This is a genomic window from Microbacterium sp. zg-Y818 (assembly GCF_030246905.1).
Taxonomy (GTDB): domain Bacteria; phylum Actinomycetota; class Actinomycetes; order Actinomycetales; family Microbacteriaceae; genus Microbacterium.
In genome coordinates, this window is the sequence record NZ_CP126741.1 from 1,296,487 (window position 1) to 1,319,097 (window position 22,611).

The 22,611-nt window shown below is 70.3% G+C and carries 21 protein-coding genes and 4 tRNA genes; 9 read left to right on the forward strand and 16 right to left on the reverse strand.

The window, feature by feature from the left end; genetic code table 11:
- Nucleotides 1–84: 84 nt before the first annotated feature.
- The 3 genes from QNO21_RS05950 to pdxY are packed head-to-tail and all read left to right on the forward strand — an operon-like array spanning nt 85 to nt 3,765.
- Nucleotides 85–1,467, forward strand: a complete 1,383-nt coding sequence (locus QNO21_RS05950) for a pyridoxal phosphate-dependent decarboxylase family protein (RefSeq protein ID WP_257518876.1) — start codon at nt 85–87, stop codon at nt 1,465–1,467.
- Nucleotides 1,468–1,526: 59 nt separating this feature from the next.
- Nucleotides 1,527–2,897, forward strand: a complete 1,371-nt coding sequence (locus QNO21_RS05955; RefSeq protein ID WP_257518877.1) for an aminotransferase class I/II-fold pyridoxal phosphate-dependent enzyme — start codon at nt 1,527–1,529, stop codon at nt 2,895–2,897.
- 16 nt (nt 2,898–2,913) lie between these two features.
- Nucleotides 2,914–3,765 (forward strand): pyridoxal kinase PdxY, encoded by an 852-nt coding sequence (gene pdxY / locus QNO21_RS05960; protein WP_257518879.1) that lies wholly within the window; start codon nt 2,914–2,916, stop codon nt 3,763–3,765.
- 33 nt (nt 3,766–3,798) lie between these two features.
- On the opposite strand, the gene QNO21_RS05965 is transcribed toward pdxY, so the two are convergent.
- The 3 genes from QNO21_RS05965 to thrS are packed head-to-tail and all read right to left on the reverse strand — an operon-like array spanning nt 3,799 to nt 7,004.
- The gene (locus tag QNO21_RS05965; RefSeq protein WP_257518880.1) at nt 3,799–4,407 is read right to left on the reverse strand and encodes a hypothetical protein; all 609 of its coding nucleotides are present in this window, start codon (nt 4,405–4,407) and stop codon (nt 3,799–3,801) included.
- A 48-nt stretch (nt 4,408–4,455) separates the two neighbouring features.
- On the reverse strand, nt 4,456–4,998 hold the full coding sequence (locus QNO21_RS05970) for an HIT family protein (protein WP_257516844.1): 543 nt from the start codon (nt 4,996–4,998) through the stop codon (nt 4,456–4,458).
- Nucleotides 4,995–7,004, reverse strand: coding sequence for a threonine--tRNA ligase (gene thrS / locus QNO21_RS05975; protein ID WP_257516845.1), 2,010 nt, complete (start codon nt 7,002–7,004; stop codon nt 4,995–4,997). The genes QNO21_RS05970 and thrS overlap by 4 nt, the downstream gene beginning before the upstream one ends.
- 171 nt (nt 7,005–7,175) lie before the next feature.
- Here thrS and QNO21_RS05980 point away from each other — a divergent pair, with 171 nt between their 5' ends.
- A complete protein-coding gene (locus tag QNO21_RS05980; RefSeq protein ID WP_257518947.1) occupies nt 7,176–8,333 on the forward strand; it encodes an SLC13 family permease in 1,158 nt (385 codons plus the stop codon).
- Nucleotides 8,334–8,339: 6 nt separating this feature from the next.
- Here the strand turns inward: QNO21_RS05980 and QNO21_RS05985 are convergent, their stop codons facing one another.
- The 4 genes from QNO21_RS05985 to QNO21_RS06000 form a co-directional block, all read right to left on the reverse strand.
- Complete coding sequence (locus tag QNO21_RS05985) at nt 8,340–8,522, reverse strand: hypothetical protein (RefSeq protein WP_257518881.1); 183 nt, start codon at nt 8,520–8,522, stop codon at nt 8,340–8,342.
- Between the two features lie 63 nt (nt 8,523–8,585).
- Nucleotides 8,586–9,107 carry a glycine cleavage system transcriptional repressor gene (locus QNO21_RS05990; protein WP_257516204.1) on the reverse strand — a complete coding sequence of 174 codons (522 nt, stop codon included), beginning with the start codon at nt 9,105–9,107 and terminating at the stop codon, nt 8,586–8,588.
- Between the two features lie 9 nt (nt 9,108–9,116).
- Nucleotides 9,117–11,210, reverse strand: a complete 2,094-nt coding sequence (locus QNO21_RS05995) for an acyltransferase family protein (protein WP_257518882.1) — start codon at nt 11,208–11,210, stop codon at nt 9,117–9,119.
- Between the two features lie 192 nt (nt 11,211–11,402).
- Nucleotides 11,403–12,731: a hypothetical protein gene (locus QNO21_RS06000; RefSeq protein WP_257518883.1), complete on the reverse strand. Its 1,329-nt coding sequence runs from the start codon at nt 12,729–12,731 to the stop codon at nt 11,403–11,405.
- A gap of 81 nt (nt 12,732–12,812) precedes the next feature.
- Between QNO21_RS06000 and QNO21_RS06005 the strand changes: the two genes are divergently transcribed.
- Nucleotides 12,813–13,307, forward strand: coding sequence for a GNAT family N-acetyltransferase (locus QNO21_RS06005; protein WP_257518884.1), 495 nt, complete (start codon nt 12,813–12,815; stop codon nt 13,305–13,307).
- A gap of 56 nt (nt 13,308–13,363) precedes the next feature.
- On the opposite strand, the gene QNO21_RS06010 is transcribed toward QNO21_RS06005, so the two are convergent.
- The 3 genes from QNO21_RS06010 to QNO21_RS06020 all read right to left on the reverse strand — a co-directional run bounded on the left by QNO21_RS06010 (nt 13,364) and on the right by QNO21_RS06020 (nt 13,662).
- Nucleotides 13,364–13,438, reverse strand: a tRNA-Val gene (locus tag QNO21_RS06010).
- A 24-nt stretch (nt 13,439–13,462) separates the two neighbouring features.
- Nucleotides 13,463–13,536 (reverse strand) — tRNA-Cys (locus QNO21_RS06015).
- Nucleotides 13,537–13,589: 53 nt separating this feature from the next.
- Nucleotides 13,590–13,662, reverse strand: a tRNA-Gly gene (locus QNO21_RS06020).
- A gap of 148 nt (nt 13,663–13,810) precedes the next feature.
- Between QNO21_RS06020 and QNO21_RS06025 the strand changes: the two genes are divergently transcribed.
- Nucleotides 13,811–13,886, forward strand: a tRNA-Val gene (locus tag QNO21_RS06025).
- Nucleotides 13,887–13,947: 61 nt separating this feature from the next.
- Here the strand turns inward: QNO21_RS06025 and QNO21_RS06030 are convergent.
- Both QNO21_RS06030 and QNO21_RS06035 read right to left on the reverse strand, forming a co-directional pair.
- Nucleotides 13,948–14,550, reverse strand: a complete 603-nt coding sequence (locus QNO21_RS06030) for a response regulator transcription factor (RefSeq protein WP_257518885.1) — start codon at nt 14,548–14,550, stop codon at nt 13,948–13,950.
- Complete coding sequence (locus QNO21_RS06035; protein ID WP_257518886.1) at nt 14,547–15,734, reverse strand: sensor histidine kinase; 1,188 nt, start codon at nt 15,732–15,734, stop codon at nt 14,547–14,549. Before QNO21_RS06035 ends, QNO21_RS06030 begins: the two co-directional genes overlap by 4 nt.
- A 158-nt stretch (nt 15,735–15,892) precedes the next feature.
- Here QNO21_RS06035 and QNO21_RS06040 point away from each other — a divergent pair, with 158 nt between their 5' ends.
- Nucleotides 15,893–16,468, forward strand: coding sequence for a small multidrug efflux protein (locus QNO21_RS06040; protein ID WP_257518887.1), 576 nt, complete (start codon nt 15,893–15,895; stop codon nt 16,466–16,468).
- A gap of 11 nt (nt 16,469–16,479) precedes the next feature.
- Here the strand turns inward: QNO21_RS06040 and QNO21_RS06045 are convergent, their stop codons facing one another.
- From QNO21_RS06045 to QNO21_RS06060, 4 genes are all read right to left on the reverse strand, one after another.
- Nucleotides 16,480–16,995 (reverse strand): type II toxin-antitoxin system PemK/MazF family toxin, encoded by a 516-nt coding sequence (locus QNO21_RS06045; RefSeq protein ID WP_308211334.1) that lies wholly within the window; start codon nt 16,993–16,995, stop codon nt 16,480–16,482.
- Nucleotides 16,996–17,071: 76 nt separating this feature from the next.
- The gene (locus QNO21_RS06050; protein ID WP_257517236.1) at nt 17,072–18,298 is read right to left on the reverse strand and encodes an ammonium transporter; all 1,227 of its coding nucleotides are present in this window, start codon (nt 18,296–18,298) and stop codon (nt 17,072–17,074) included.
- 188 nt (nt 18,299–18,486) lie between these two features.
- Nucleotides 18,487–19,515, reverse strand: coding sequence for a cell division protein ZapE (gene zapE, locus QNO21_RS06055; protein WP_257518888.1), 1,029 nt, complete (start codon nt 19,513–19,515; stop codon nt 18,487–18,489).
- Nucleotides 19,516–19,555: 40 nt separating this feature from the next.
- Complete coding sequence (locus QNO21_RS06060; RefSeq protein ID WP_257518889.1) at nt 19,556–20,779, reverse strand: alpha/beta hydrolase family protein; 1,224 nt, start codon at nt 20,777–20,779, stop codon at nt 19,556–19,558.
- Nucleotides 20,780–20,804: 25 nt separating this feature from the next.
- Here QNO21_RS06060 and QNO21_RS06065 point away from each other — a divergent pair, with 25 nt between their 5' ends.
- Nucleotides 20,805–21,395, forward strand: coding sequence for a DUF3000 domain-containing protein (locus QNO21_RS06065; RefSeq protein ID WP_257518890.1), 591 nt, complete (start codon nt 20,805–20,807; stop codon nt 21,393–21,395).
- On the forward strand, nt 21,388–22,584 hold the full coding sequence (locus tag QNO21_RS06070) for a ribonuclease D (protein WP_257518891.1): 1,197 nt from the start codon (nt 21,388–21,390) through the stop codon (nt 22,582–22,584). The genes QNO21_RS06065 and QNO21_RS06070 overlap by 8 nt, the downstream gene beginning before the upstream one ends.
- Nucleotides 22,585–22,611: the final 27 nt, after the last annotated feature.

Consider the following 22,611-nt stretch of genomic DNA (forward strand, 5'->3'; position numbering starts at 1 on the left):
CAGAGCCCGCGCCTGTGTACGGCGGCGACGACCACGGCAACGCTGCGCCTGGTGCGGCGCTCCGGTGCGGAGCACACTGGCGGCATGGACGAGAGGGAGCGCGCCCTGGGGGCGGCATACCGCGCGGCGCTGGCGTTCTTCGACGAGCTCGACGAACGTCCGGTATGGCCACGCGCAGATGTGGACGACATGCTCGCCGCCTTCGGGCGGGAGCTGCCGGAGAATCCCGTCGACGCGGGTCGGGTGATCGCCGAGCTCGCCGCCCGTGCGCAGCCCGGGCTGGTGGGTATCGCGGGCGGCCGGTTCTTCGGCTTCGTCATCGGCGGCACCCTGCCGGCTGCGCTGGCCGCCGACTGGCTGGTCTCGGCGTGGGATCAGAACTCCGGTTCCAGCACCATGACGCCTGCCGTCGTCGCACTGGAGCGGATCGCCGGAGCGTGGACGTGCGAGCTGCTGGGACTCCCCCGCGATGCGTCGGTGGGCTTCGTCACCGGCGCGCAGATGGCCAACTTCGTCTGCCTGGCCGCGGCGCGTCACGCGGTGCTGCGCCGGGCCGGATGGGACCTGACGCGTGACGGTCTGCGCGGGGCGCCGCCGCTGCGGTTCGTGGTGGGTGCCGATCGCCACGGCGCCGTCGACCGTGCCCTGCGGTTCGCCGGCGTCGGCGCGGCCGAGATCGCCGTGGTCGCCTCGGACGGTGAGGGGCGGATGTTGCCGGAGGCACTCTCGGAGACCCTGCGTGCCGAAGAGGGCGCACCGGTGATCGTGTGCCTGCAGGCCGGTGAAGTGCACACGGGGGCGTTCGACCCCTTCGCGCAGCTGATCCCCCTCGCCCGCAGCCACGGCGCATGGGTGCATGTGGATGGGGCCTTCGGGCTCTGGGCGGCGGCGGCGCCGGAGCTGCGTCACCTCACCGAGAGCGTCGGCGAGGCCGACTCCTGGGCCACCGACGGGCACAAGACCCTCAACGTCCCCTACGACTGCGGCATGGCGATCGTGCGGGACCCCGCCGACTCGATAGCCCTCTTCCACGCGGGCGGCGACTACCTGATCCACTCGAGCTTGGACCCGTGGGACGTCACCCCCGAGCTTTCGCGACGCGGGCGGGGCGTGCCCGCGTGGGCTGCGCTGAGATCCCTCGGTCGGGCGGGGGTGGCGGAGATGGTCGCCCGGCTGCACCGGAACGCCCTGCAGCTGGAGATGCGCCTGCGCGGCATCCCGGGGGTGAGCGTCGTCAACGACGTCGTCTACACACAGGTGATGTTCCGGCTTGACACCGACGGCGATACCCGCGCGCTGGGGGCGGCGATCCTCGCTGAGGGCACGGCCGCGTTGACCGGTGCCCAGTGGCGCGGCAAGGCGGTGTTGCGCTGCTCCATGTCGAGCTGGGCGACAGCGCCCGACGACATCGATCGCACGGCGGACGCGATCGCACGCCTGGTGCGCGAACTGCCGACGGCGATCTGACGCCCTGTCGGCCCTGGTGCGTCCGTTTGGCCTAGGCCAGACGCTAGCATGGGGCCGTTATGGGCGGAGCGGGCGGAACGGGTCAGGCGATCACGGGATCTTCGGCGGCGGAGATCGCCGAGAGCGTCCGCGCGCTCGTCGACAGCGGGCGCCTCTCCCCCGGCGATCCGCTGCCTCCGGTGCGCATGCTCGCCGATCGCCTCGCCGTGAATCGCAACACGGTCGTGGCGGCCTACCGCCTGTTGGCGCAGGCCGGTGCGGTGACCGGGCACGGGCGCGGCGGCACGCGCGTGAGCGCACCCTCGCCGATGCCGGTGGAAGGCTACGCGCACGGCAGCGACCTGCGCGACGTGGCGGACGGCAACCCCGACCCCGCCCTGATCCCGGACCCTTCGCGCGCGCTGGCCGCTCTCGCGGGGCGCCCGGTGCTCTACGGAGAGCCGGTGGTCGACCCGGACCTGGAACGGTGGGCACGGGCGTGGATGGCTCCTGACGTGCCGGACCCGGAGGGGATGCAGGTGACGGTCACGGGCGGTGCCGTCGACGCGATCGAGCGCCTGCTGGCCGAGGCTCTGGTGCGCGACGACGGCGTCGCTTTGGAGGACCCGTGCTTTCTCTCCAGCATGCGGACGGTGCGGCTCGGCGGCTACCGTCCGGTTTCGGTCCCGGTGGACGACGAGGGGATGACCGTCGAGGGACTCCGCGCCGCCCTCGCGCACGGGGTGCGCGCCGTCATCTGCACTCCCCGCGCCCAGAACCCCACCGGCGCGAGCCTCACGCCCGAGCGCGCAGCGCAGCTGCGGGAGGTGCTGGCGCCGCACCCGTATGCCCTCGTGATCGTCGACGATCACTTCTCGCTGCTCACTCGCCGGCCGTACCACTCGATCGTCCCGCCGGGGCACCGTCGCTGGGCGCTCATCCGGTCGGTGTCGAAATTCCTCGGGCCGGACATGTGCCTCGCCGTGACCGCGACCGATGCCGGCACCGCCGAGCGCCTGGCGGGCCGGTTGAGCCCGGGCAGCACGTGGGTCAGTCATCTGCTGCAGCGTCTCACCGTGGCGCTCGTCACCGACACGCGGGTCATGGATGCCGTCGACAGCGCCGGCGAGCACTACCTGCGACGCAACCGTGCGTTCGCCGCGCGGCTGGTCGCGCACGGAATCCACGCCGATGCCGGCGACGGTCTCAGCCTGTGGGTCGACGTAGGCGCGCCGGCCCGCACCGTCGCCGAACAGCTCGAGAGGCGCGGCTGGCTCGCCCGCCCGGGCGACGAGTTCGCGCTCGCCGACCCCGCAGCGACGCGGCGGCTCCGGCTGACCGTGCACACTCTCTCCGACGACGACGCCGAACGGCTCGCAATCGACCTCGCCGCCGCCCGTGCGGCCGCCGCCCAGCAAAGCCCGCCTCTCAGCGAAGCCCGTCTCCCATGAAAGAAGGTCACCACCCGTGAAGATCCTGTCCATCCAGTCCGCCGTCGCCTACGGTCACGTCGGCAACTCCGCCGCGGTGTTCCCGCTTCAGCGCATCGGCGTCGAGGTGCTTCCGGTGTACACCGTCACCTTCTCGAATCACACCGGCTACGGTGCCTGGCGCGGCCCGCTCATCTCTCCCGACGACGTGCGCGAGGTCATCACCGGCATCGAGGAGCGCGGTGTCTTCGGCGAGATCGACGTCGTCCTGTCGGGGTACCAGGGCAGCGAGGGCATCGGCGATGTCATCGTCGACGCCGTTGCCCGGGTGAAGGCGGCCAATCCGGATGCCGTGTACGCGTGCGACCCCGTGATGGGCAACGCCAAGTCCGGATGCTTCGTCGCTCCGGCCATTCCCGTGCTGCTGCGGGAGAAAGTCGTCCCGGCGGCGGACATCATCACGCCCAACCAGTTCGAGCTGGGCTTTCTCACCAGCACCGAGCCGGCGACGATCGAGGAGACGCTGGAGTCGGCGGATCTCGCGCGGGCGATGGGGCCTCGAACGGTGCTCGTCACGAGCGTCGAGCGCCCCGACCGTGCCGACGGGACCATCGAGATGCTCGTGGTCGACGACGCCGGCGCGTGGATCGTGCAGACTCCGCTGCTGCCGATGAAGGCCAACGGGTCGGGCGATGTGACGGCGGCGCTGTTCACCGCGCATTACCGGCGCACCGGCAGTGCCGCGGAGGCGCTGGCGAGCACCACGTCGAGTGTCTTCGACCTGCTGCGCACGACCCACGAGTCCGGCCAGCGGGAGCTCGCCCTCGTGGAGTCGCAGGAGTTCTACGCCCACCCGCGGCTGCAGTTCGACGTGCAGCAGGTGCGCTGAGAGCGAGGGGCCGGCTCAGCCGGCCCCTCCTCGTCAGTAGACGCCGCCGGTCTCGCTCCAGGCCGACTCCCACTGCGGGGCGTCGGCGGGGCAGAGGAAGCCGGTGCCGAACACCATGATGCTCAGAGCGCCCTCGATGGCCTGCGGGTCGCCACCGGAAACGGCGGCGATGAGGGGCGAGCTGTTGACGTGTGCGCGGAACACCTCGACGTCCACGGCGTGACCGTTGAGGATCGATGTCTCGCAGGCGTCCAGCGCGAGGGCGAGCGTGATGCTCTCTGCATTGGCATCCCACGTGCCGCCCTGCGACTCGACGTACGCGCGTTGCTGGCTGATGAGCTCCGTCTGCTCCGGCGTCTTCGCGACGAGCGGAGTGCCGTCCAGCGGCTGCTGCTGGGCCTCGATGAAGGCATCGCGCTCCGCGAACGCGGCTTCCATGTCGACGGCGGCATCGTCCTGCGGCGCGGTGGCCTCGTCGGCGGTGGCCTCGTCGGTGGCCTCCGGTGCGGGTGTGGAGATGCTGTCTTCTGGGACGTCGATGCGCTGCGCCCCTTCGGTCGAATAGATGGAGCACGCCGTCAGCGAGACGGCGAGGAGCGCGGCGGCAGCAGTGGCGGTGAGCGCGCGGTGGGGGGACATCATGGAAAGGGTTTCCTCTCGAAAGCGTCCCGCCAGGCTACCGGGATGCGTTCACCCTTGCGGCCAGGCTGTGGAGACCGCTACCCTCACCTCTCCCAGGAGCTGCGGCAGGGCCTTGGTCTTGGCGATGATCGGGAAGAAGTTCGCGTCTGTCGCCCACCGCGGCACGATGTGCTGGTGCAGGTGCTCGTCCACGCCGGCACCGGCTACCGCGCCCTGGTTCATGCCGATGTTGAAGCCGTCGCAGCGCGCCACCTCGCGCAGTACGCGCATGCCCGTCTGCGTGAGCTCGGCGATCTCGGCGACCTCCTCGGTCGTCGCCTGGTCATAGGTCGCGACGTGGCGGTACGGGCACACCAGCAGGTGGCCGGAGTTGTACGGGAAGAGATTGAGCAGCACGTAGGCGGTGCGTCCGCGGTGCACGATCAGCCCGTCGGCATCCGATTTCTCGGGGGCGGCGCAGAACGGGCATTGCGCCCGCATCGCCTCGGCGCCCGCATGGATGTACGCCATGCGGTGCGGCGTCCACAGCCGCTGGAACTCGTCGGGCACGCCGGCGAGGGTCGCCGCGTCGACGAGTTCCTCGTCGGTCACGTCAGATCCTCTGCCGTGTCCACGAGGGTGTGGTCGGCGATGGCGCGCAGCACCAGGGCGATGGCGTCGTCGACGGGCACCCCGTTCGTCTGCGTGCCGTCGCGGAAGCGGAACGACACGGTGCCCGCGGAGCGGTCCTGCTCACCTGCGATCAGCTGCAGCGGCACCTTCTGCGTGGTGTGGGTGCGGATCTTCTTCTGCATGCGGTCGTCGGAGTGGTCGACCTCGGCACGCACGCCCTGCATCCGCAGCTGGTCGACGATGCCGTCCAGGTAGTCGCCGTACTGCTCGGCGACGGGGATGGCGACGACCTGCACGGGCGCGAGCCACACCGGGAAGGCGCCTGCGTAGTGCTCGAGCAGGATCGCGAAGAACCGCTCGATCGAGCCGAAAAGCGCCCGGTGGATCATGATCGGCCGGTGCTTCTCGCCGTCGGGACCGGTGTATTCGAGGTCGAAGCGCTCCGGCAGGTTGACGTCGACCTGCACGGTGGACAGCTGCCAGGTGCGGCCGATGGCGTCGCGGGTCTTCAGATCGATCTTGGGTCCGTAGAACGCGGCCTCGCCGGGGACCTCGGTGACCTTCAGGCCGCTGGAGTGCGCGACGTTGCGGAGGGCGTTGGTGGAGTATTCCCAGAACTCCTCCGAGCCGATCCACTTCTCCTTCTCGTCGTCGCGCATCGACAGCTCGAGCTCGAAGTCCTCGAGCCCGAAGTCGCGCAGCATCGAGAGGACGAACTCCAGCACCCGGGTGGTCTCCGCCTCGAGCTGGTCGGGGGTGACGAACAGGTGCGAGTCGTCCTGCGTGAAGCCGCGCACGCGGGTGAGACCGTGAAGGGCGCCAGAGAGCTCGTTGCGGTACACCGTGCCGTTCTCAGCGAGGCGCATGGGCAGGTCGCGGTAGCTGCGGGCACGCTCCTTGTAGATGAGGATGTGCATCGGGCAGTTCATGGGCTTCAGGTAGTAATCCTGACCCTGCTTGACGATGTGACCCTCGGCGTCGCGCTCCTCGTCCATGCGGATGGGCGGGAACATGCCCTCGCGGTAGGTGACGAGGTGGTTGGACTGCAGGAAGAGGTCTTCCTTGGAGATGTGCGGGGTGTACACGTAGGTGTACCCGCCCTCGATGTGGCGGCGACGGGCGTGCTGCTCCATCTCGCCACGGACCACACCGCCCTTGGGGTGCCACACCGACAGCCCGGAGCCGATCTCATCGGGGAACGAGAACAGGTCCAGCTCCTTGCCGAGCTTGCGGTGATCGCGCTTGGCGGCCTCTTCAAGACGCTGCTGGTAGGCGCGCAGCTCGTCCTTGGTGGGCCATGCGGTGCCGTAGATGCGCTGCAGCTGCGGGTTCTTCTCGCTGCCGCGCCAGTAGGCCCCGGCGATGCGGGTGAGGTCCCAGCCGTTGCCGACCATGCGCGTGCCCGGCACGTGCGGCCCGCGGCACAGGTCCTTCCACACCGTCTCGCCGTCGCGGCTCACGTTGTCGTAGATGGTGAGCTCACCGGCGCCCACCTCGACCGATGCGCCCTCGGCGGCATCCTTCGATGCACCCTTCAGGTCGATCAGCTCGAGCTTGAAGGGCTCGTCGACGAGCTCTGCGCGTGCCTCTTCGTCGGTGACGACGCGGCGCACGAAGCGCTGGCCCTCGCGGACGATGCGCTCCATCTCCTTCTTGATCGCCTTGAGGTCCTCGGGAGTGAAGGGCTCATCGACGCCGAAGTCGTAGTAGAACCCGTTCTCGATCGGCGGGCCGATGCCGAGGTTCGCCTGCGGCCGGATGCGCTGCACCGCCTGGGCGAGGACGTGCGCCGTCGAGTGGCGCAGGATCGACAGGCCGTCTGGGCTGTCGATCGTCACGGGCTCGACCTCGTCGGTCTCGCCGACGGTCGTGGCGAGGTCTTTGAGCTCGCCGTTCACGCGCAGCGCGATCACGCTGCGGTCGGGGAACAGGGCGAACCCGTCGGCGGGGTAGGTCACGTCTGAGGGGATCACGACGTCAGTCACAGGAACTTCTCCAGAAGGTGGCTCGGAACAATGGCTGCTCAGCTTCGGGCGCGCGCGCCCTGCCCGCTCAGGCCTGAAGCGTTCGCGTGCCGGAGGCCGCGACGACGTTCGCAGCGGTCGTCCGGCTCAGTTCCATGGGCACGATTCTAGTGGGGTGCGCGGGCCGCGATGATGGATGCCGTGAAGCTCGCCGTGATCGGTGCCGTCCTCCTGCTGCTCGGCGGGGCCGCCGTCGCGCTCGGCGTGCTCCCGGTATCCGATGCGCTGGCGGTCGCGGACCGCGTCTGGCCCATCCTGCTGTTCGTCGTGGCGGTGACGATCGTGGCGGAGCTCGCCGCGTCGGCGGGCGTGTTCGACGTGGTGGCGGCGCGGCTCGCACGCCTCGCTCGCGGACGCACGATCGTGCTGTGGCTCGCCGTGGTCGGGCTCGCCGTCATCGTGACGGCCTTCCTCTCCCTCGATACGACGGCGGTGCTGCTCACCCCGGTCGTGGTGGCCGTCGCGCGGGCGAACGGACTCGCCCCGCTGCCCTTCGCCTTCACGACGGTGTGGCTGGCCAACACCGGCTCGCTCTTGCTGCCGGTGTCGAACCTCACCAACCTGCTCGCCGCGCATCGCATCGGGACCGGTGGTCCGGGTGACTTCGTGGCGCTCATGTGGCCTTCGGCGCTCGTGGCGGTCGTCGTGACGGTGCTGCTGCTGCTCGTCGTGCACCGGCGCGACCTGCGAGGGCGCTACACGCCGTCCCCGGCGCCCCGGGTCTCCGACCCGGTGCTGCTGCGCGCCGCATCGGTGATCGTCGTCGTGCTCCTGCCGATGCTCATCTCAGGCCTGCCGCCGTGGCAGCCCGCTCTGGCCGCGGCGGTCGCCCTCGCCATCGTCCACGGCTGGCGCAATCCGCGTGCGCTCGGGCTGCGGCTGCTGCCGTGGCAGCTGGTCGTCTTCGCCTCGGGGCTCTTCCTCGCCGTCGGCGCGCTGGAGTCCTGGGGCGCCGCCGAGCTGCTGCGCCCCGTGGTGGGGGCGGGTGACGGTGTCGTGGAGCTGCTGCGCGTCGCCGGTGCTGGGCTCATCGCCGCCAATGCGATCGACAACCTGCCCGCGTACCTGGCTCTGGAATCGGTCGCCGACTCCCCCGCGCGTCTGGGCGCTCTGCTTGTGGGTGTGAACGCGGGACCGCTCGTGACGCCGTGGGCGTCACTGGCGACCCTGCTCTGGCACGAGCGCCTGCGAGCGGACGGCATCGACGTGCCATGGCGCCGCTACATGCTGCGCGGAGCCGTGGCGGCGCCGGTCATCGTCGGGCTCGCGGTGCTGCCGCTGGCGCTGTAGCGGGGCTCAGGAGTCCTGGCGGCGGGCCGTGCCGGGCGCGTGCACCATCAAGGCGAGGGCCAGCGAGACGGCGATGATGCCGGCGGCGAAGATGAACCCGCTGGGGTCGGAGTCGATCGCGAACGACAACCCGAAGAGGTAGAAGCCGAGAAGAAACAGCACCACGTACAGCGCGTACAGGATGAACATTCACTACCTCCGTGGGATTGCGGTCCCTTGATCGTAGCCAAGTCCCGCAGCGCCCGAGATCTGCTAGCGCTCCCCCACCGTGATGTCGACCTGGATCTCGCCGGCGAGTTCTTCCAGCGCGGACACGACGGTGGCGACCTCGACGCCGGTCGGGACGCGCGCGTCGACGGTCGCCTCGAACAGCGTGCCACCTGCCATCGGCGCATCGAGGGTGGCGCTGGTGAACATGTCGATGCTGAGGCCGAGCGCGGCGAGCGTCGCGGTGACGTCGCGGACGATGCCGGGGCGGTCGTTGCCCAGCACGCTGAAGGTGACCCGACTGCCACTGTCGGCCGACGATGCTGCGGCATCCACGGGGGCGTGTGCCGTGACGCGCAACAGACCGTCGAGACCCCGCAGGGCCGAGGTGAGCGCCATCTCCTGGGCGTCGGGAACGCTGACCATGACGACGCCGGCGAAGGCGCCGGCGAGCTCGGCCAGTTCGCTGCGCTCCCAGTTGCCGCCGTGCGCGGCCACGATGTCAGCCAACGCGCGGACGAGTCCGGCGCGGTCATCGCCGACGACGGTGAGGACGAGGTGAGCCATGCGGTGAGCCTATCCCCCCGCCGGCATGGCTTCCGGGTCGGTCTGCCCGTTCGTCGGCAGCAGTCCCGCCACCTCGATCGCGGCTGCGTCGGTGAGGTGGATGCCGTCCGTGCGGACGACGAAACCGTCTACGAAGACCGGGCAGCGGTCCTGGGCGCAGAACCACTCCTGCGTGTCGACCACGGTGACGTTCGGGTAATCGGCGGCCGCGCGGACCTCTGCGGCCAGCTTCGCCGCGTAGACATCGGAGACCGCACTGGTGCACTCCTCGGGCGACGTCATGCGCGTGGCGCAGCCTGCCGGATCCGCCGTGAGCGGCGGGTTGCTCAGAACCAGCACCGAGGGCACGCTGCGCAGGCGCTCGAAGGTCCGTCGCGCGCCCGCCTCCCATGCCTCCGCGGCCTCGGCGAGGGGCAGACCCGTGTTGCCCAGAGCGCCCTCCGACGAAGAGGTGAACACGACCTCGGGGTGGCCTGCCGCGACGAGGTCGAGCATCTCATCGCGGCGAGCGTCGCAGGCGTCGCGGTGCCCCGGGGTGTTGCGCCTGTCGGCGACGCTCACATCGATGAGGGGGCAGTTGGCGAAGCCCACCGCGGTTGCTCGCTCGCCATAGGCGGCTTCCACGGTAGGCAGCCACGACAGTGCGACGGAGTCGCCGACCAGCATCAGCTCCGAGGCGCCGCGGCACACCCTGGTAGCACTCCGTTCGAACACGTCGTTGAGGCATCCCGGATCGTGCTGCTGCATCGCCACCGTCTGCTGCGACGGGTAGAGCACGTCCAGCTGCGCTCGGATGCCGTCTGGCCACTCCGCCGCAGACAATGCGTCTTCGATCGCCATCCGGCGCGCGGCGGTGTCGACGGCACCGGCGTCGGACGAGAGGTGGGCGATCCGGAGACCGTCGGCGAGCGCGCCGGCGGTCGTCGTCATCGCGGGGCCGCGCAGCGCTCCGACGGAAAGAACGGCGATCGTGGCGAAGACGGCGATTCCCACCGCGACATCGCGCACTTGGAAGGGTCGGACGTTGCGTGCACGCGCCGACCCGGAAAGGAAGCGGCTTCGCAGCGCCGGCTTCTCGACGTAGCGTCGTGTGAGCTCCGACAGCAGGAGCATGACCGGGACGCACAGCACCGCGACGACAGGGGCCTCTCCCCAGATCGACCAGGCGAAGATCAGCACCGGGAAGTGCCAGAGGTACAGGCTGTACGAGACATCGCCGAGCCACTGTGCGACGGGGTTGCCCAGCACGCTGCGCCGTCCGCTCGGCGCCGCGGCCCAGATCACGAGCGCGGCACCCAGGACGGCGGGCAGGACCGCGGGAAACGGCAGGGGCGCGTCGGCCGAGACGAAGACGGCGCCGGCGACGATGAGCGCCAGACCGCTGATCGAAGCGACTGTCCGGGCCCGGGGCTTCATGCCGGCTGGAGCGGTGCCTGCGACGGCGATGAGGGCGCCGGCGAGGAGCTCCCACCCGCGGGCGAGCGAGTCGAAGTACGCGTCGATCGGGTTGGTCAGGGTGCGGTACGCCGCCCACGCGGCGCTCACGGCGATCCCTACGACAATCGCCGCGATGAGGGCGCGACGCGAGCCCCGGAACACCCCGAACAACGCGAGCATGCCCAGTGGCCATACCGCGTAGAACTGCTCCTCGACTGACAGCGACCAGTAGTGCTGAAGGGGCGAGACGAGGCCCGTCGATTGCAGGTAGTCGGTCCCGAGGGCGATGAAGTGCCAGTTCGAGACGAACAGCAGCGCACTGAGCGCGTCGAGCAAGGTCTGAACCGCGCGCGGAAGGAACCACAGCGCGAACGCCGCGGCCACCGTGACGGCGAGCACAGTGACCGCCGCCGGCACGATGCGCCTCATGCGGCGCGCATAGAAGCCCCGCAGTGAGATCGACCCCGTCGTCTCCAGCTCGCGCAGCAGCAGGCCGGTGATGAGGAACCCGCTGATGACGTAGAACACGTCGACGCCGAGGAACCCGCCCGCTGGCCAGTGGAAGGCGTGATCGACCACCACGATGACGACCGCCACCGCGCGCAGGCCCTGGATGTCTGCACGGAATCCCGGGCTCGCCGAGTGTGGCGGGGACGCCGCCCCCACCGCCATCGTCGCCCCACCGACCATGTGCCCCCCAGCATCAGCTGGCGCCAGGATAGTGATCCGGCCGCCCGGAGGGAAGGCACCTGCGCTGCGATCGCCAGCGGCCCTGGACAGCGCGACGAGGCCATCTCAACCGACAACGCACCCAGCCTGGCGGCGGAGCACGGCGCGACCTGTCGCGGACTGCGGAGCTCACCCTCGCAGCGGCATCGGCTCGGTCCTGCCGTAGATGTGCACCGCGCCGGCTCCGCCGGCGAACAATCCGCGGACCTCGACGACGGGCGGCACCGGGAGGATGTCCACGGTCACCTGCGGCGGAGGCATGAACGTGGCATCCATCGCGCCCGACACGTTCTCGTCGGGGAGAAGTGGTCCGGTGCGCACCCGCGCCAGCTGGGTGTGCGCGGCGTGCGCCGGGCTTGCCGAGTCGACATAGTCGGCATAGACGCACTCCACGCCCGCGACCACGCCCTGCCGACGCACACCCTCGGTGCCCAGGTGGCCCAGCGGGTACTGGCCGTCGCAGTTGAAGGCCCAGCCCCCGGATCGTGCGGCGACGGCAGGGGCGTGCAGCTGCATGCCGCATGACGGCACGAGGTGCAGGTCGAGGCCGTCGTCGGGCCGAGGCCAGGGACTGCGTGCGCTGCTCTTCCGCAGCCGGCGGTCGGCGTGGTCCAGGCACACCTCCACCGCCACGTTGACTGCTGTGCGGTCGTCCGGTACCGCGAAGATGGCGTGGGGATCGGAGGCGTGGGCCTTGAAGTCCCCGGTGGAAAGATCCAGCCCGGGGTAGGCCGCCATGGCCTCGGTGACCGCGGGTTTACCGGCGGTCTCCCAGAGGAGGAAGTCCTCGTTGGAGTCATAGTGCTTCTGGGTCGTGAATGCGCCCGCCCCGAGCGCCGAGACGATGCCGTCGACCGGGGTGGAGCTGATCACCAGGCCGCGGTTGCGCACCTGCACCAGCGGATACGCGTGGGCGCTTCGGATGAAATCGACCATCATGTCGAAGATCACACCGCGCATGACCCCGGACGACCTCCGCCAGGCCTCACCGAGGTGACGCACGATGTCGGTGCGGGTGCGCGCGTCGACGGAGTCGAGGACCGCATCGATGTCGGCGACCTCGGCGGTGATCACCGAGCCGAGCACCAGGAGGAAGTGCGGGTACTGCGATGCGGGGAACTGCTCGCTGAGCACCTCGAGGACGATCTCGGCCGGGTCGCGTCCGCCGGGGGTGGATACGTAGGGACCGAGGGGGCCGTGCCAGAAGAACTCCGGCGCCACGAAGACGTTCAGCACGGAAGGGTCACCGAGATCGGGCAGGGCGCCATGGGTCAGGTCCACCGCGGCCTTCATCACCGCCGCGCGGCCGCGCACGTCGGTGAGGAGGTCATCGGCTGCCCGGTACGTGCCCGCCATCGCGCCCCGGCCGCGCTGGTCGCCGAACGCGATGATGTCGGCCGGGGTGGTGGGTATCGCGTACCCCGCGAACCTCACCTTGTCGTAGGCAGGGGTCCTCATCGCCCGGACAGTACACCCGGGGTCCGGGGCTCGCCAGGGTGCGCCCGACGGGGAGGGCAGGCGGGATGCCACGATGGGCGCATGTCCTTCACCGTCCGTGAACCTCGCCGTGCGGATGCCGGGGCGCTCGCCGCCCTGCACGTCTCGACCTGGCAGGAAACGTACAGCCGGCTCCTCCCCGAGGGCTTCTTCACCGACGCGTTCGCCGACGGGCGGCGACGGATGTGGGAGTACCTTCTGGCTCAACCCCGACCGGAACACGCGGTGCGCGTCGCCGAGCTCGACGGCGCCCTCATCGGCTTCGCGTGGATCGGCCCCGGTCGCAGCGAGCCCGACGAGGCGCCGCCGCGCGAGCGTGAACTGTGCGCGATCTACATCGCCGCCGCGCATCACGGATCCGGTGTCGGGCAGGAACTGCTCGATGCCGCCCTGGGGGCAATGCCCGCCTCGCTCTGGGTGGCGACGCAGAATCCGCGCGCCATCGCGTTCTACCGGCGCAACGGCTTCGCGTTCGATGGGGTGGAGAAGACGGACCCGGCGATCCCCGGCATCACCGAGGCGCGCATGCTGCGCTGAGCAACCCCTGCGTGCGGAAAAGCAAGAACCCCCCGGTCTCCCGGGGGGTTCTGTGGTGGTGCGCGATACTGGGATCGAACCAGTGACCTCTTCCGTGTCAGGGAAGCGCGCTACCGCTGCGCCAATCGCGCCCGTAAGGGCTGTTCAGTTCTGAGTGGAGGTGGCGACGGGATTCGAACCCGTGTAAACGGCTTTGCAGGCCGGTGCCTAGCCGCTCGGCCACGCCACCGTGTGGTTTGACCCCACGTGCCATGGAACCTCCGGAGAGGTTCCGTACACTCGAGCGGATGACGAGACTCGAACTCGCGACCCCAACCTTGGCAAGGTTGTGCGCTACCAACTGCGCTACATCCGCATTTCGCACCGGATCTCCCCGGCACTTGAATGACTTTAGCCGACTCCGAGCCGAGTGCAAAACCGGCGGCGCCCCGCGCGTGTCTGGCCCTCGTGGTTCGGAGCCGGTCGTGGCATCCGGTATGCTCGTTGAGGCCCCTCGGGGCGACGGGCGATTGGCGCAGTTGGTAGCGCGCTTCCTTCACACGGAAGAGGTCATCAGTTCGAGTCTGGTATCGCCCACCACAGAGACCCCCGGTTCGCCCGGGGGTTTCGTCGTTTCCGGCAGAAGCCGGATGCCGGGCCCTCAGAGCCAGCCGCGCTCCTCCGCGGCCAGCGTCGCCTGCTGGCGGGTCCCCACGGCGAGCTTCGTCAGCACCGCCGACACGTGGTTGCGCACGGTTCCGGGGGCCAGCGACAGCGTGCGGGCGATCTGCCCGGTCGTCTCCCCACGTCGCCCGGCCCGCAGCACGTCGAGCTCGCGCGCCGTGAGCGGGCAGCGCTCGTCGCTCAGCGCGTCCGCGGCGATCTCGGGGTCGACGTATCGTGCGCCGGCGGCAACACGCCGGATGACGGCGGCCACTTCGTCCGCGCCGCGGGACTTCGGGAGAAAGCCGGCGACACCGGATGCCAGCGCGCGCCGCAGCACGCCCGGACGCGCATGACGTGTCACGATGACGCAGCGCGTGGAAACGGTGCGACTGAGGCGTTCGGCGACCTCGACGCCGTCCAGGTGCGGCATCTCGAGGTCGAGCAGGCACACGTCCGGTTTCAGCCGCACTGCTTCGGCTAGGGCGTGGGCGCCGTCGGTGCACTCGGCGACGACGTCGATGTCGTCCTCCAGGCGCAGCAGCGCCGCCAACGCCGACCGGATCATCCCCTCGTCGTCGGCGAGAAGCACCCGGATCACGACCGAACCCCGACCTGGGCGGGCACGGTCATGCTGACGGCGAACTCCCGCGGTGCGCGGCGCACATCGAGCACTCCCCCGGCGTCCGCCGCCCGCCGCGCGAGACCCTCCAGACCCGCGCCGTCCTGCGTCCCCGGCACGTCTGCTCCCCTGTCGTTGGTGATCTCGTACCGCCAGGACGACCCGGCCCGTGTCAGCGCGAGGCGCGCCCATCCGCCGCCGCCGTGCCGCAGGATGTTCGTCGTCGTCTCGCGGATGACCGGTCCGAGCACCGCTGCCGGCGCGAGGTCGGCATCGGGATCGATCGAGGCCTGCGCCGCGATCCCCGCCGCCTGGAGCAGATCCACGGCGTTGGCGAGCTCATCGCGCAGCGGCACGGCGCGGAACCTCGTCGCGAGGTCCCGCGTTCCCTGACGGGCCTCGTCGACGCTCGTGCGCGCGGCCTGCAGGTGCTCGAGCGCTGCCTGCGGGTCGCGGGCCATCAGGCGTTCGGCGAGCTCGAGCTGCAGCGCGATCACCTGCAGGTGATGACCCTGCAGATCGTGGACGTCGGTGGCCACCCGCAGCCGCTCCTGGGTCGCCGCGAGCCTCGCCTCGGAGGCTCGCACACGGTCCAGCGTGATGAGCACGTCCCACCACCACAGTGACACCACCGTCATGCCCGGCAGCAAGACGAGGTAGAAGCCGACGAACCCCCAGTCCTCGAGGTCCCGCTGCATGTCGATGGCCCAGAGGCCCGCGAGCGCCACGCTGACCACCACTACGACGCGCAGCCGCACTCCGGCCTGCCAGTTCAGGAACATGAGCGACTGGGCCAGCGGCAGGGCGGCGAAGGCCCACACGCCCGTCAGGGCGATGATGACCGCCCCGTACGCCGCGGCGATGAGCAGCGGCGCGAGCGCTCGGGGCCACGTCGCGAGCGGGCCGGTGTCGGTGCGGTCGCGGTAGTCCGTCAACAGCACCACCGTCGACGCGCACCACAGCAGGCCGCCGCAGGCGACCGTGCCGACGGCGAGCGGGGTGGTCTGCCCCTCGGCGATCATCGAGATGCCCAGGGTGAGGAGCATCAGCTCGAAGAAGACGATCGCCGCGACGGTGTACCACCAGGTGGCTCTGATCCCCCTCGTCAGGCGCAGCTCACCGCGGGCGGCCGCATCGGTCGGGGGCGTGGCGGTGCGGGTCACCCGTCCACTGTATGGGCATGACAGATGTCACGGATGCCGCGTGGGAACTGCCCGCGAACAGGTGACAGAACGGCACTTACCGCGTCGACGCCGAGGCGGTGGACTGGTGTCATCGCCACCGTCACCCGGTCGGCCGGCCCACACCCAGGAGAACGACCATGACCCTCATCGACCGCTTCCAGGACCTCGTCGCCCAGGTGCCGGACCTCGTGCAGCCTCTCATCCTCGCCCTGGCAGGCGCGGTGCCGTTCATCGAGGGTGAGGGCGCGGCCGCCATCGGCATCGTCGGCGGCATCCACCCCGTCGTCGCCGTCGCTGCCGGCGTCGTGGGCAACTTCCTCTGCGTCGCGGTGCTGGTGCTGCTGAGCTCCGGTGCGCGCACGGCCGTCGTCACCCGGCGCCGCGAGAGCGTGCGGGCGCGCGAAGCGGTGGCGATCGGCGGTGGAGCGCCGGTGCAGGATCTCGCCTGCGAGACCCCGGACGTCGAGACGACCGAGGGCCTCGGCGGCAACCCGACCCGCCGCGCGAAGTTCCTGCGCGCCCTGGACCGCTACGGGGTCCCCGGGGTCAGCCTGCTGGGCCCGCTGCTGCTGCCGACGCACTTCACCGCCACCATGCTCGCCGCGGTCGGTGTCGGCAAGGTGCGCATCCTCGCGTGGCAGGCCGTCGCGATCGTCGGCTGGTCGACGATCATCGCCCTGCTCGTCACCGGCGTCATCTCGGCGGTGAGCTGACCCGGGAAGGCTCAGGCCGGCATCCGCCAGCCATACCGTCGGCTGAGCTCAGCGGCCACGCGCGTGAAGGCAGGGCGGTCCAGCGCCGCACCTTCGCGCCGCAGGCCGGCGTCGTGCACGCTGTAGAGCTGGTCCAGATCGGCCCACGACGGGCGACGCCGGCTGTCCCACTCCCCCGTCCCGATCGGCATCAGGTTGCCGTCGCCCTCTCGATGGCTGCTGGTCAGCTTGAGCGCATACACCCGGTCGACGCTCTGGCGCCCGATGACGAGAACGGGACGGTCCTTGCCGCGGCCGTCCCGTTCGGCATAGGGCACCCAGGTCCAGACGACCTCGCCGCCGTCGGGACGGCCGTCGCGGTCGGGCGAGTACGCGAGGCGCAGGGCGCCTGCCGCGGGCGGGGTGATCTCCACCGTCGCCGTCGATCCGCCGCGTCCCTGGGGGTCGGAGGGGCGCACGGGCGGTGCCGCGGTCTTGGGCCGACGGAACAGCGACAGCAGACGCCTGAGCGGAGAGCGGGTAGCCACCGCGCCACCCTATCCCCGGGCGCGCAGAAGGGGCGCCGCGGTGGATGCCGCGACGCCCCTTCGTGCCGTCCCCAGGTCAGTCGACGAGGGCGTAGCCCTCTTCGCCGTGCACGACCGTGTCGACACCGGCGATCTCGTCCTCGTTCTTGATGCGGAATCCGAGGGTCTTCTGAATCGCGAAGCCGAGGATGCCGGCGACGACGAAGGAGTAGACCATGACACCCAGCGCCGCGATCACCTGGATGATCAGCTGCTCTGCGTTGCCGCCGACGAACAGGCCGGTCTCGGTGGCGAAGAAGCCGAGGTAGATCGTGCCGATGAGGCCACCGACGAGGTGGATGCCGACGACGTCGAGCGAGTCGTCGAAGCCGAGCTTCCACTTGAGCTCGATCGCCAAGGCGCAGGCGGCACCGGAGATGACGCCGAGCAGCAGAGCCCAGCCGGGAGTGAGGTTGGCGCAGGCCGGGGTGATGGCGACCAGACCCGCGACGGCACCGGAGGCGGCGCCGATCGAGGTGGCCTTGCCGTCCTTGAGCTTCTCGACGATCACCCAGCCGAGCACGGCTGCGGCGGTGGCGCCGAGCGTGTTGAGGCCGATGAGACCGACACCGCCCATGTCCTCAGAGAGCCACTCCGCGCCGGCGTTGAAGCCGAACCAGCCGAACCACAGGATGGCCGCGCCGAGCATCACCAGCGGCACGTTGTGCGGCTTGTGGATGCCCTTCTGGAATCCGATGCGCTTGCCGAGCACCAGGGCGAGGGCGAGGGCCGCCGCACCGGCGTTGATGTGCACCGCGGTGCCACCGGCGTAGTCGATGACCTCCGTGCCGAAGCCCATGCTCGAGCCGAGGTTGAAGATCCAGCCGCCGCCCCAGACCCATGCGGCCACCGGGAAGTAGACGATGGTCGCGAACAGCCCGGCGAACAGCATCCACGAGCCGAACTTCGCGCGGTCGGCGATGGCACCGGAGATGAGCGCGACGGTGATGATGGCGAAGGTAGCCCCGAACGCGACGCCGATGAGCGAGGTGTTCGCGTCCTCACCGGTGGCGAGCCCGCTGAGGGCGAAGTCGCTGAACGGGTTGCCCGCGAACTCCCACGGGCTGCCGACTGCGCTCATGTTGTAGCCGTAGAGAATCCACAGCACGCTGATGAGTCCGAGCGCTCCGAAGCTCATCATCATCATGCTGACGACGCTCTTGGCCTTGACCAGACCGCCGTAGAAGAAGGCGACACCGGGCGTCATGAATAGCACGAGCGCGGTGGCCATGATCCCCCAGGCGATGTTGCCGGGTGCGTCCATAGGTGGTACCTCACATTGATCGGTGACAGGGGTCACGTCGCGGTGAGTACGGGTTTCCGCGGCGTGCACGCCCAGTCTCGCGAGGCGCCGTTTCTGCCAGCGTGCAGGTCGTGTTTCGCGTTGGTTACGCGGTGGCGCGCACGGTAAACATCACGTTTCGCGCCGCCGTGAGGGCCCTCCCGAATCGCTCAGGAGTGAGTGAGTGCCACGAGGCGCGAGATCGCCCGGAGGTATTTCTTGCGGTAGCCGCCGGCCAGCATCTCGTCGCCGAAGACCTGGTCCAGCGCCACGCCGGTGGCCCGGATCGGCAGTTCGGCGTCGTACGCCCTGTCGACGAAGGCCACGAACCGCAGGGCGGCGGACTGGTCCTCGAGACGGGTGACGTCGCGAAGCCCCACCGCATGCAGTCCCTCGATGAGGCGGATGTAGCGCGATGGGTGAACCGTGGCCAGATGTGCGATGACGGCGGAGAACTCGTCGTCCGACACGGTACCCGAAGCGGCGGCATCCTCCAGCGCACGCTGGTACTGCGCCTCATCGAGCACCACGGCGTGGCCGTCTACAGAGCGCTGACGGTAGTCGGTGCCGTCGATGCGCAGTGTCTGGAAGCTCTCGGACATGGCGTGGATCTCGCGCAGGAAGTCCTGGGCGGCGAAGCGACCCTCGCCCAGGGCGTTGGGCGGAGTGTTCGACGTGGCCGCCAGACGGGTACCCGAGGCCACGAGCTCACCCAGCAGGCGCGTCATCACCATCGTGTCGCCCGGGTCGTCGAGCTCGAACTCGTCGATGCACAGCAGGTCCGCGCCGCGGAACAGCTCGACGGTCTTCTGGTAGCCGAGCGCCCCGACCAGCGCCGTGTACTCGATGAACGAGCCGAAGTACTTTCGCCGCGCGGGCAGCGCGTGGTAGATCGCGGCCAGCAGGTGGGTCTTGCCGACGCCGAACCCGCCGTCGAGGTACATGCCCGGTTTGAGCTCGGGCGCCTTCTTGGCGCGGCGGAAGAAACCGCCGCGCGCCGCCGGGGCTCCACCGTCCGCGAACGCGGAGAGGAGCTCCTTCGCCTGCTGCTGTGACGGATAGGTGTCATCCGCACGGTATGTGTCGAACGTCGCGTCGTCGAACTGCGGCGGGGGTACCAGGGATGCGACCATCTCGTCGCCGGTGACCCGGGGCTGGCGCTCGCTCAGATGCACGATGCCCGTGCCGGTGGTGGTCATGTGAGTCGATCCTAGTCGTGGCACGACGGGCGGGGCCCGCTCACGCCTCGGAGGCGGAGTCCGCGAAGGCGAGCCGGTGTGCACGCAGCCAGCCGGTGATGCGGCTGCTCCACCTCTGCTCGTCGTAGTTCCACAGCTTGGTGTGGCGGGCGACGTCGAAGACTTCGAGCTCGACGAGGTCGGGCCGCGCGACGACCAGGTCGTGGGAGGCGTCGGAGGGCACGAACCCGTCGTCGTCGCTGTGGAGGATGAGGGTCGGATGCCGCAGTTCCCCCGCCCGCGCGACGACGTCAAGTCGGTCGAACGGGATCGGCGCCCCGGCACCGGTGACGGGCGTAGCCCATCCGGCGCCCAGCGCGGTGATCGCCAGCTTCGTGACGACTCTGGGAACCTTCAGCAGATCTGCCTGGTAGGCGAGCACGATGCGCCAGTCGATCACCGGCGAGTCCAGCACGATGCCGGCGATGAGATCGCGGTGCGGCGAGTTCAGCTCGACCTGCAGCGCGATCGCGCCCCCCATCGACCATCCCATGAGCACGACGCGCTTCGCCCCGTGGCGCCGCGCGAACTCGAGGGCGGCTTCGATGTCGCGCCATTCCGTCGCGCCGAGGGCGTAGGTGCCCGACCTGCTGCGGGGGCCGTCGCCGTCGTTGCGGTACGACACCAGCAGCGAGGTGATGCCGGCGGCATGGAACACCGGGACCGCGCGCAGGCACTCGGCGCGCGTCGTGCCGCGCCCGTGCACCTGGATCACCCAGGTGTCGGTGGCCGCTTCAGCCGGAAAGAGCCACGCCGGGCACGGGCCGACCGGTCCGCCGATCAGCTCCGTCGTGTAGGGCAGGTGCAGCTGACCGGGGTCGCTGTAGTACCAGCCGCTGAAGGCGGCGTCGGGTGCGAGTGTCGCGTCCGCGGGAACATGGGTGAGGAGCTTGCGGGTGACGGTGGCCCGGTCCTCCGAGAGCACCGAACCCAATTTGACGTACGAGGCCGTTCCGGTGGTGAAGAGGCCGTAGCGCCCCGGAAGCTCGGTGTCGGGCGTGCGCGAGAGGGTGATGGTCTGCGCGGCGGGGTCGACCTGCACGATGGTCGTGTCGGGGGTGCGCCCGGCCGGCGTGACCACACGACGTGCCATGCTGACGGACAGAAGCCCCATCCATCCGAGCACGCCGCCAAGGGCGGTGCCGAGGGTGACGAGGACGGCGCCGACGAGGGTTCGCGACGAGAGCGAGGCGCCGGGCGTGACGGCGCGCCTGGAAGCCATCATTGTGCGCTCACTCTAGTCTGTCGACGTGGATGATCCGCGCCCTCCTGCGGAGCCCCAGACGTTCGCCGAAGCGGCGGACCGAATGCGCTCCCTCGCCTTCCGCTCCGACTACGTCGTGCGTGAGATCCCCGCGCCCAGCGGGCTCGCCCCCGACGCCCTTGCGCTCGCCGGCGATGTGCGGCCCGAGGAGCACGGCGTGGACTCGCCGTACGGCACGGGACGGTTCGTCCTGCTGCACGATCCGACCGGTGACGACGCCTGGGGTGGATCGTGGCGCATCGTCTGCTTCGCGCAGGCGCCGCTCGAGACCGAGATCGGCACCGATCCCCTGCTCGCCGACGTCGCCTGGTCATGGCTGGTCGACGCACTGGATTCCCGCGGAGCCCGGTATCACTCCGAATCCGGCACGGCGACGAAGACGTTGTCAAAGGGGTTCGGCTCGCTCGCCGACGAGGGCGACGGTGCGCAGATCGAGCTGCGCGCGTCGTGGTCTCCGACCAGCGACATCGCGCACCACGTACGGGCGTGGGCAGAATTGGTATGCATGTTGGCGGGTCTGCCGCCAGGGTCGGAGGAGATAGCTGTGTTCGGACCGCGTCGGAGCCCCCGTGGTTGAGTACCGCGTGATCGAGGATGCCGAGGGGCTCGAGGCGGCCTGTCAGGCTCTGGCCGCCGGGCACGGCCCCGTCGCCGTCGACGTGGAGCGGGCCAGCGGCTTCCGCTACTCCCAGCGTGCCTACCTCGTGCAGGTCTTCCGGCGCGACGCCGGCGTCTACCTGTTCGACCCGCCCGCCATCGGCGACATGACCCCGTTGCAAGCGGCCATCGGCGGCGAGGAGTGGGTGCTGCACGCGGCGAGCCAAGACCTCCCGTCGCTGCGCGAGATCGGCCTCGAGCCGCCCTCGATCTTCGACACCGAGCTGGCGGCCCGGCTGCTCGGGCATGATCGCGTGGGCCTCGGAGCCGTCGTCGAAGACACCCTCGGCATCACGCTCGACAAAGCCCACTCGGCCGCGGACTGGTCCACTCGCCCGCTGCCGCAGGCGTGGCTGGAGTATGCCGCCCTCGACGTGCTGCTGCTGGTCGACGTGCGCGATGTGCTCGCAGAAGAGCTGGCCGAGCAGGGCAAGACGGAGCTGGCCGCCGAGGAGTTCCAGGCGGTGCTCGAGCGCGCTCCCAAGCCACCCCGTGAGGAGCCTTGGCGCCGTCTGAGCGGACTGCACACGGTGCGTGGCCGCCGAGGCCTCGCCGTGGCGCGGGCGCTGTGGACGGCGCGCGAGGAGTACGCGCGTGAACAGGACGTCTCACCGGGCAGGCTGGTGCCCGATCGGGCGCTGGTCGCCGCGGTGCGGGCGGACCCTGCGAGCAAGCAGGAGCTGTCGAAGGTCAAGGAGTTCACCGGACGCGCGAGCCGCTCGCAGCTGGACCGCTGGTGGGCGGCGATCGAAGCCGGTCGCGCCGACGAGTCCCTGCCGCCCGAGCGCGGGTCGGGCGACAGCCTGCCGCCGCCGCGCGCGTGGGCGGACCGCAACCCTGCGGCCGACGCCCGGCTCAAGGCCGCGCGGCCGGACGTCGAGAAGATCGCCGAGGAACTCGGGATGCCGACGGAGAACCTCCTCACCCCCGACACCCTGCGCCGTCTCGCCTGGACGCCGCCGGAGCCGATCGACGTGGCATCCGTCTCTGCCGCCCTCGCGGCGCAGGGAGCGCGGCCCTGGCAGATTGAACGAACTGCACAGGCGATCACCGACGCGTTTGTGCGTTCCGTGCAAACGGTGTCGGACGCGCCGGAAACCGCTTCGTAGGTTCAGCCCAACCGATTCTCGCCGCCT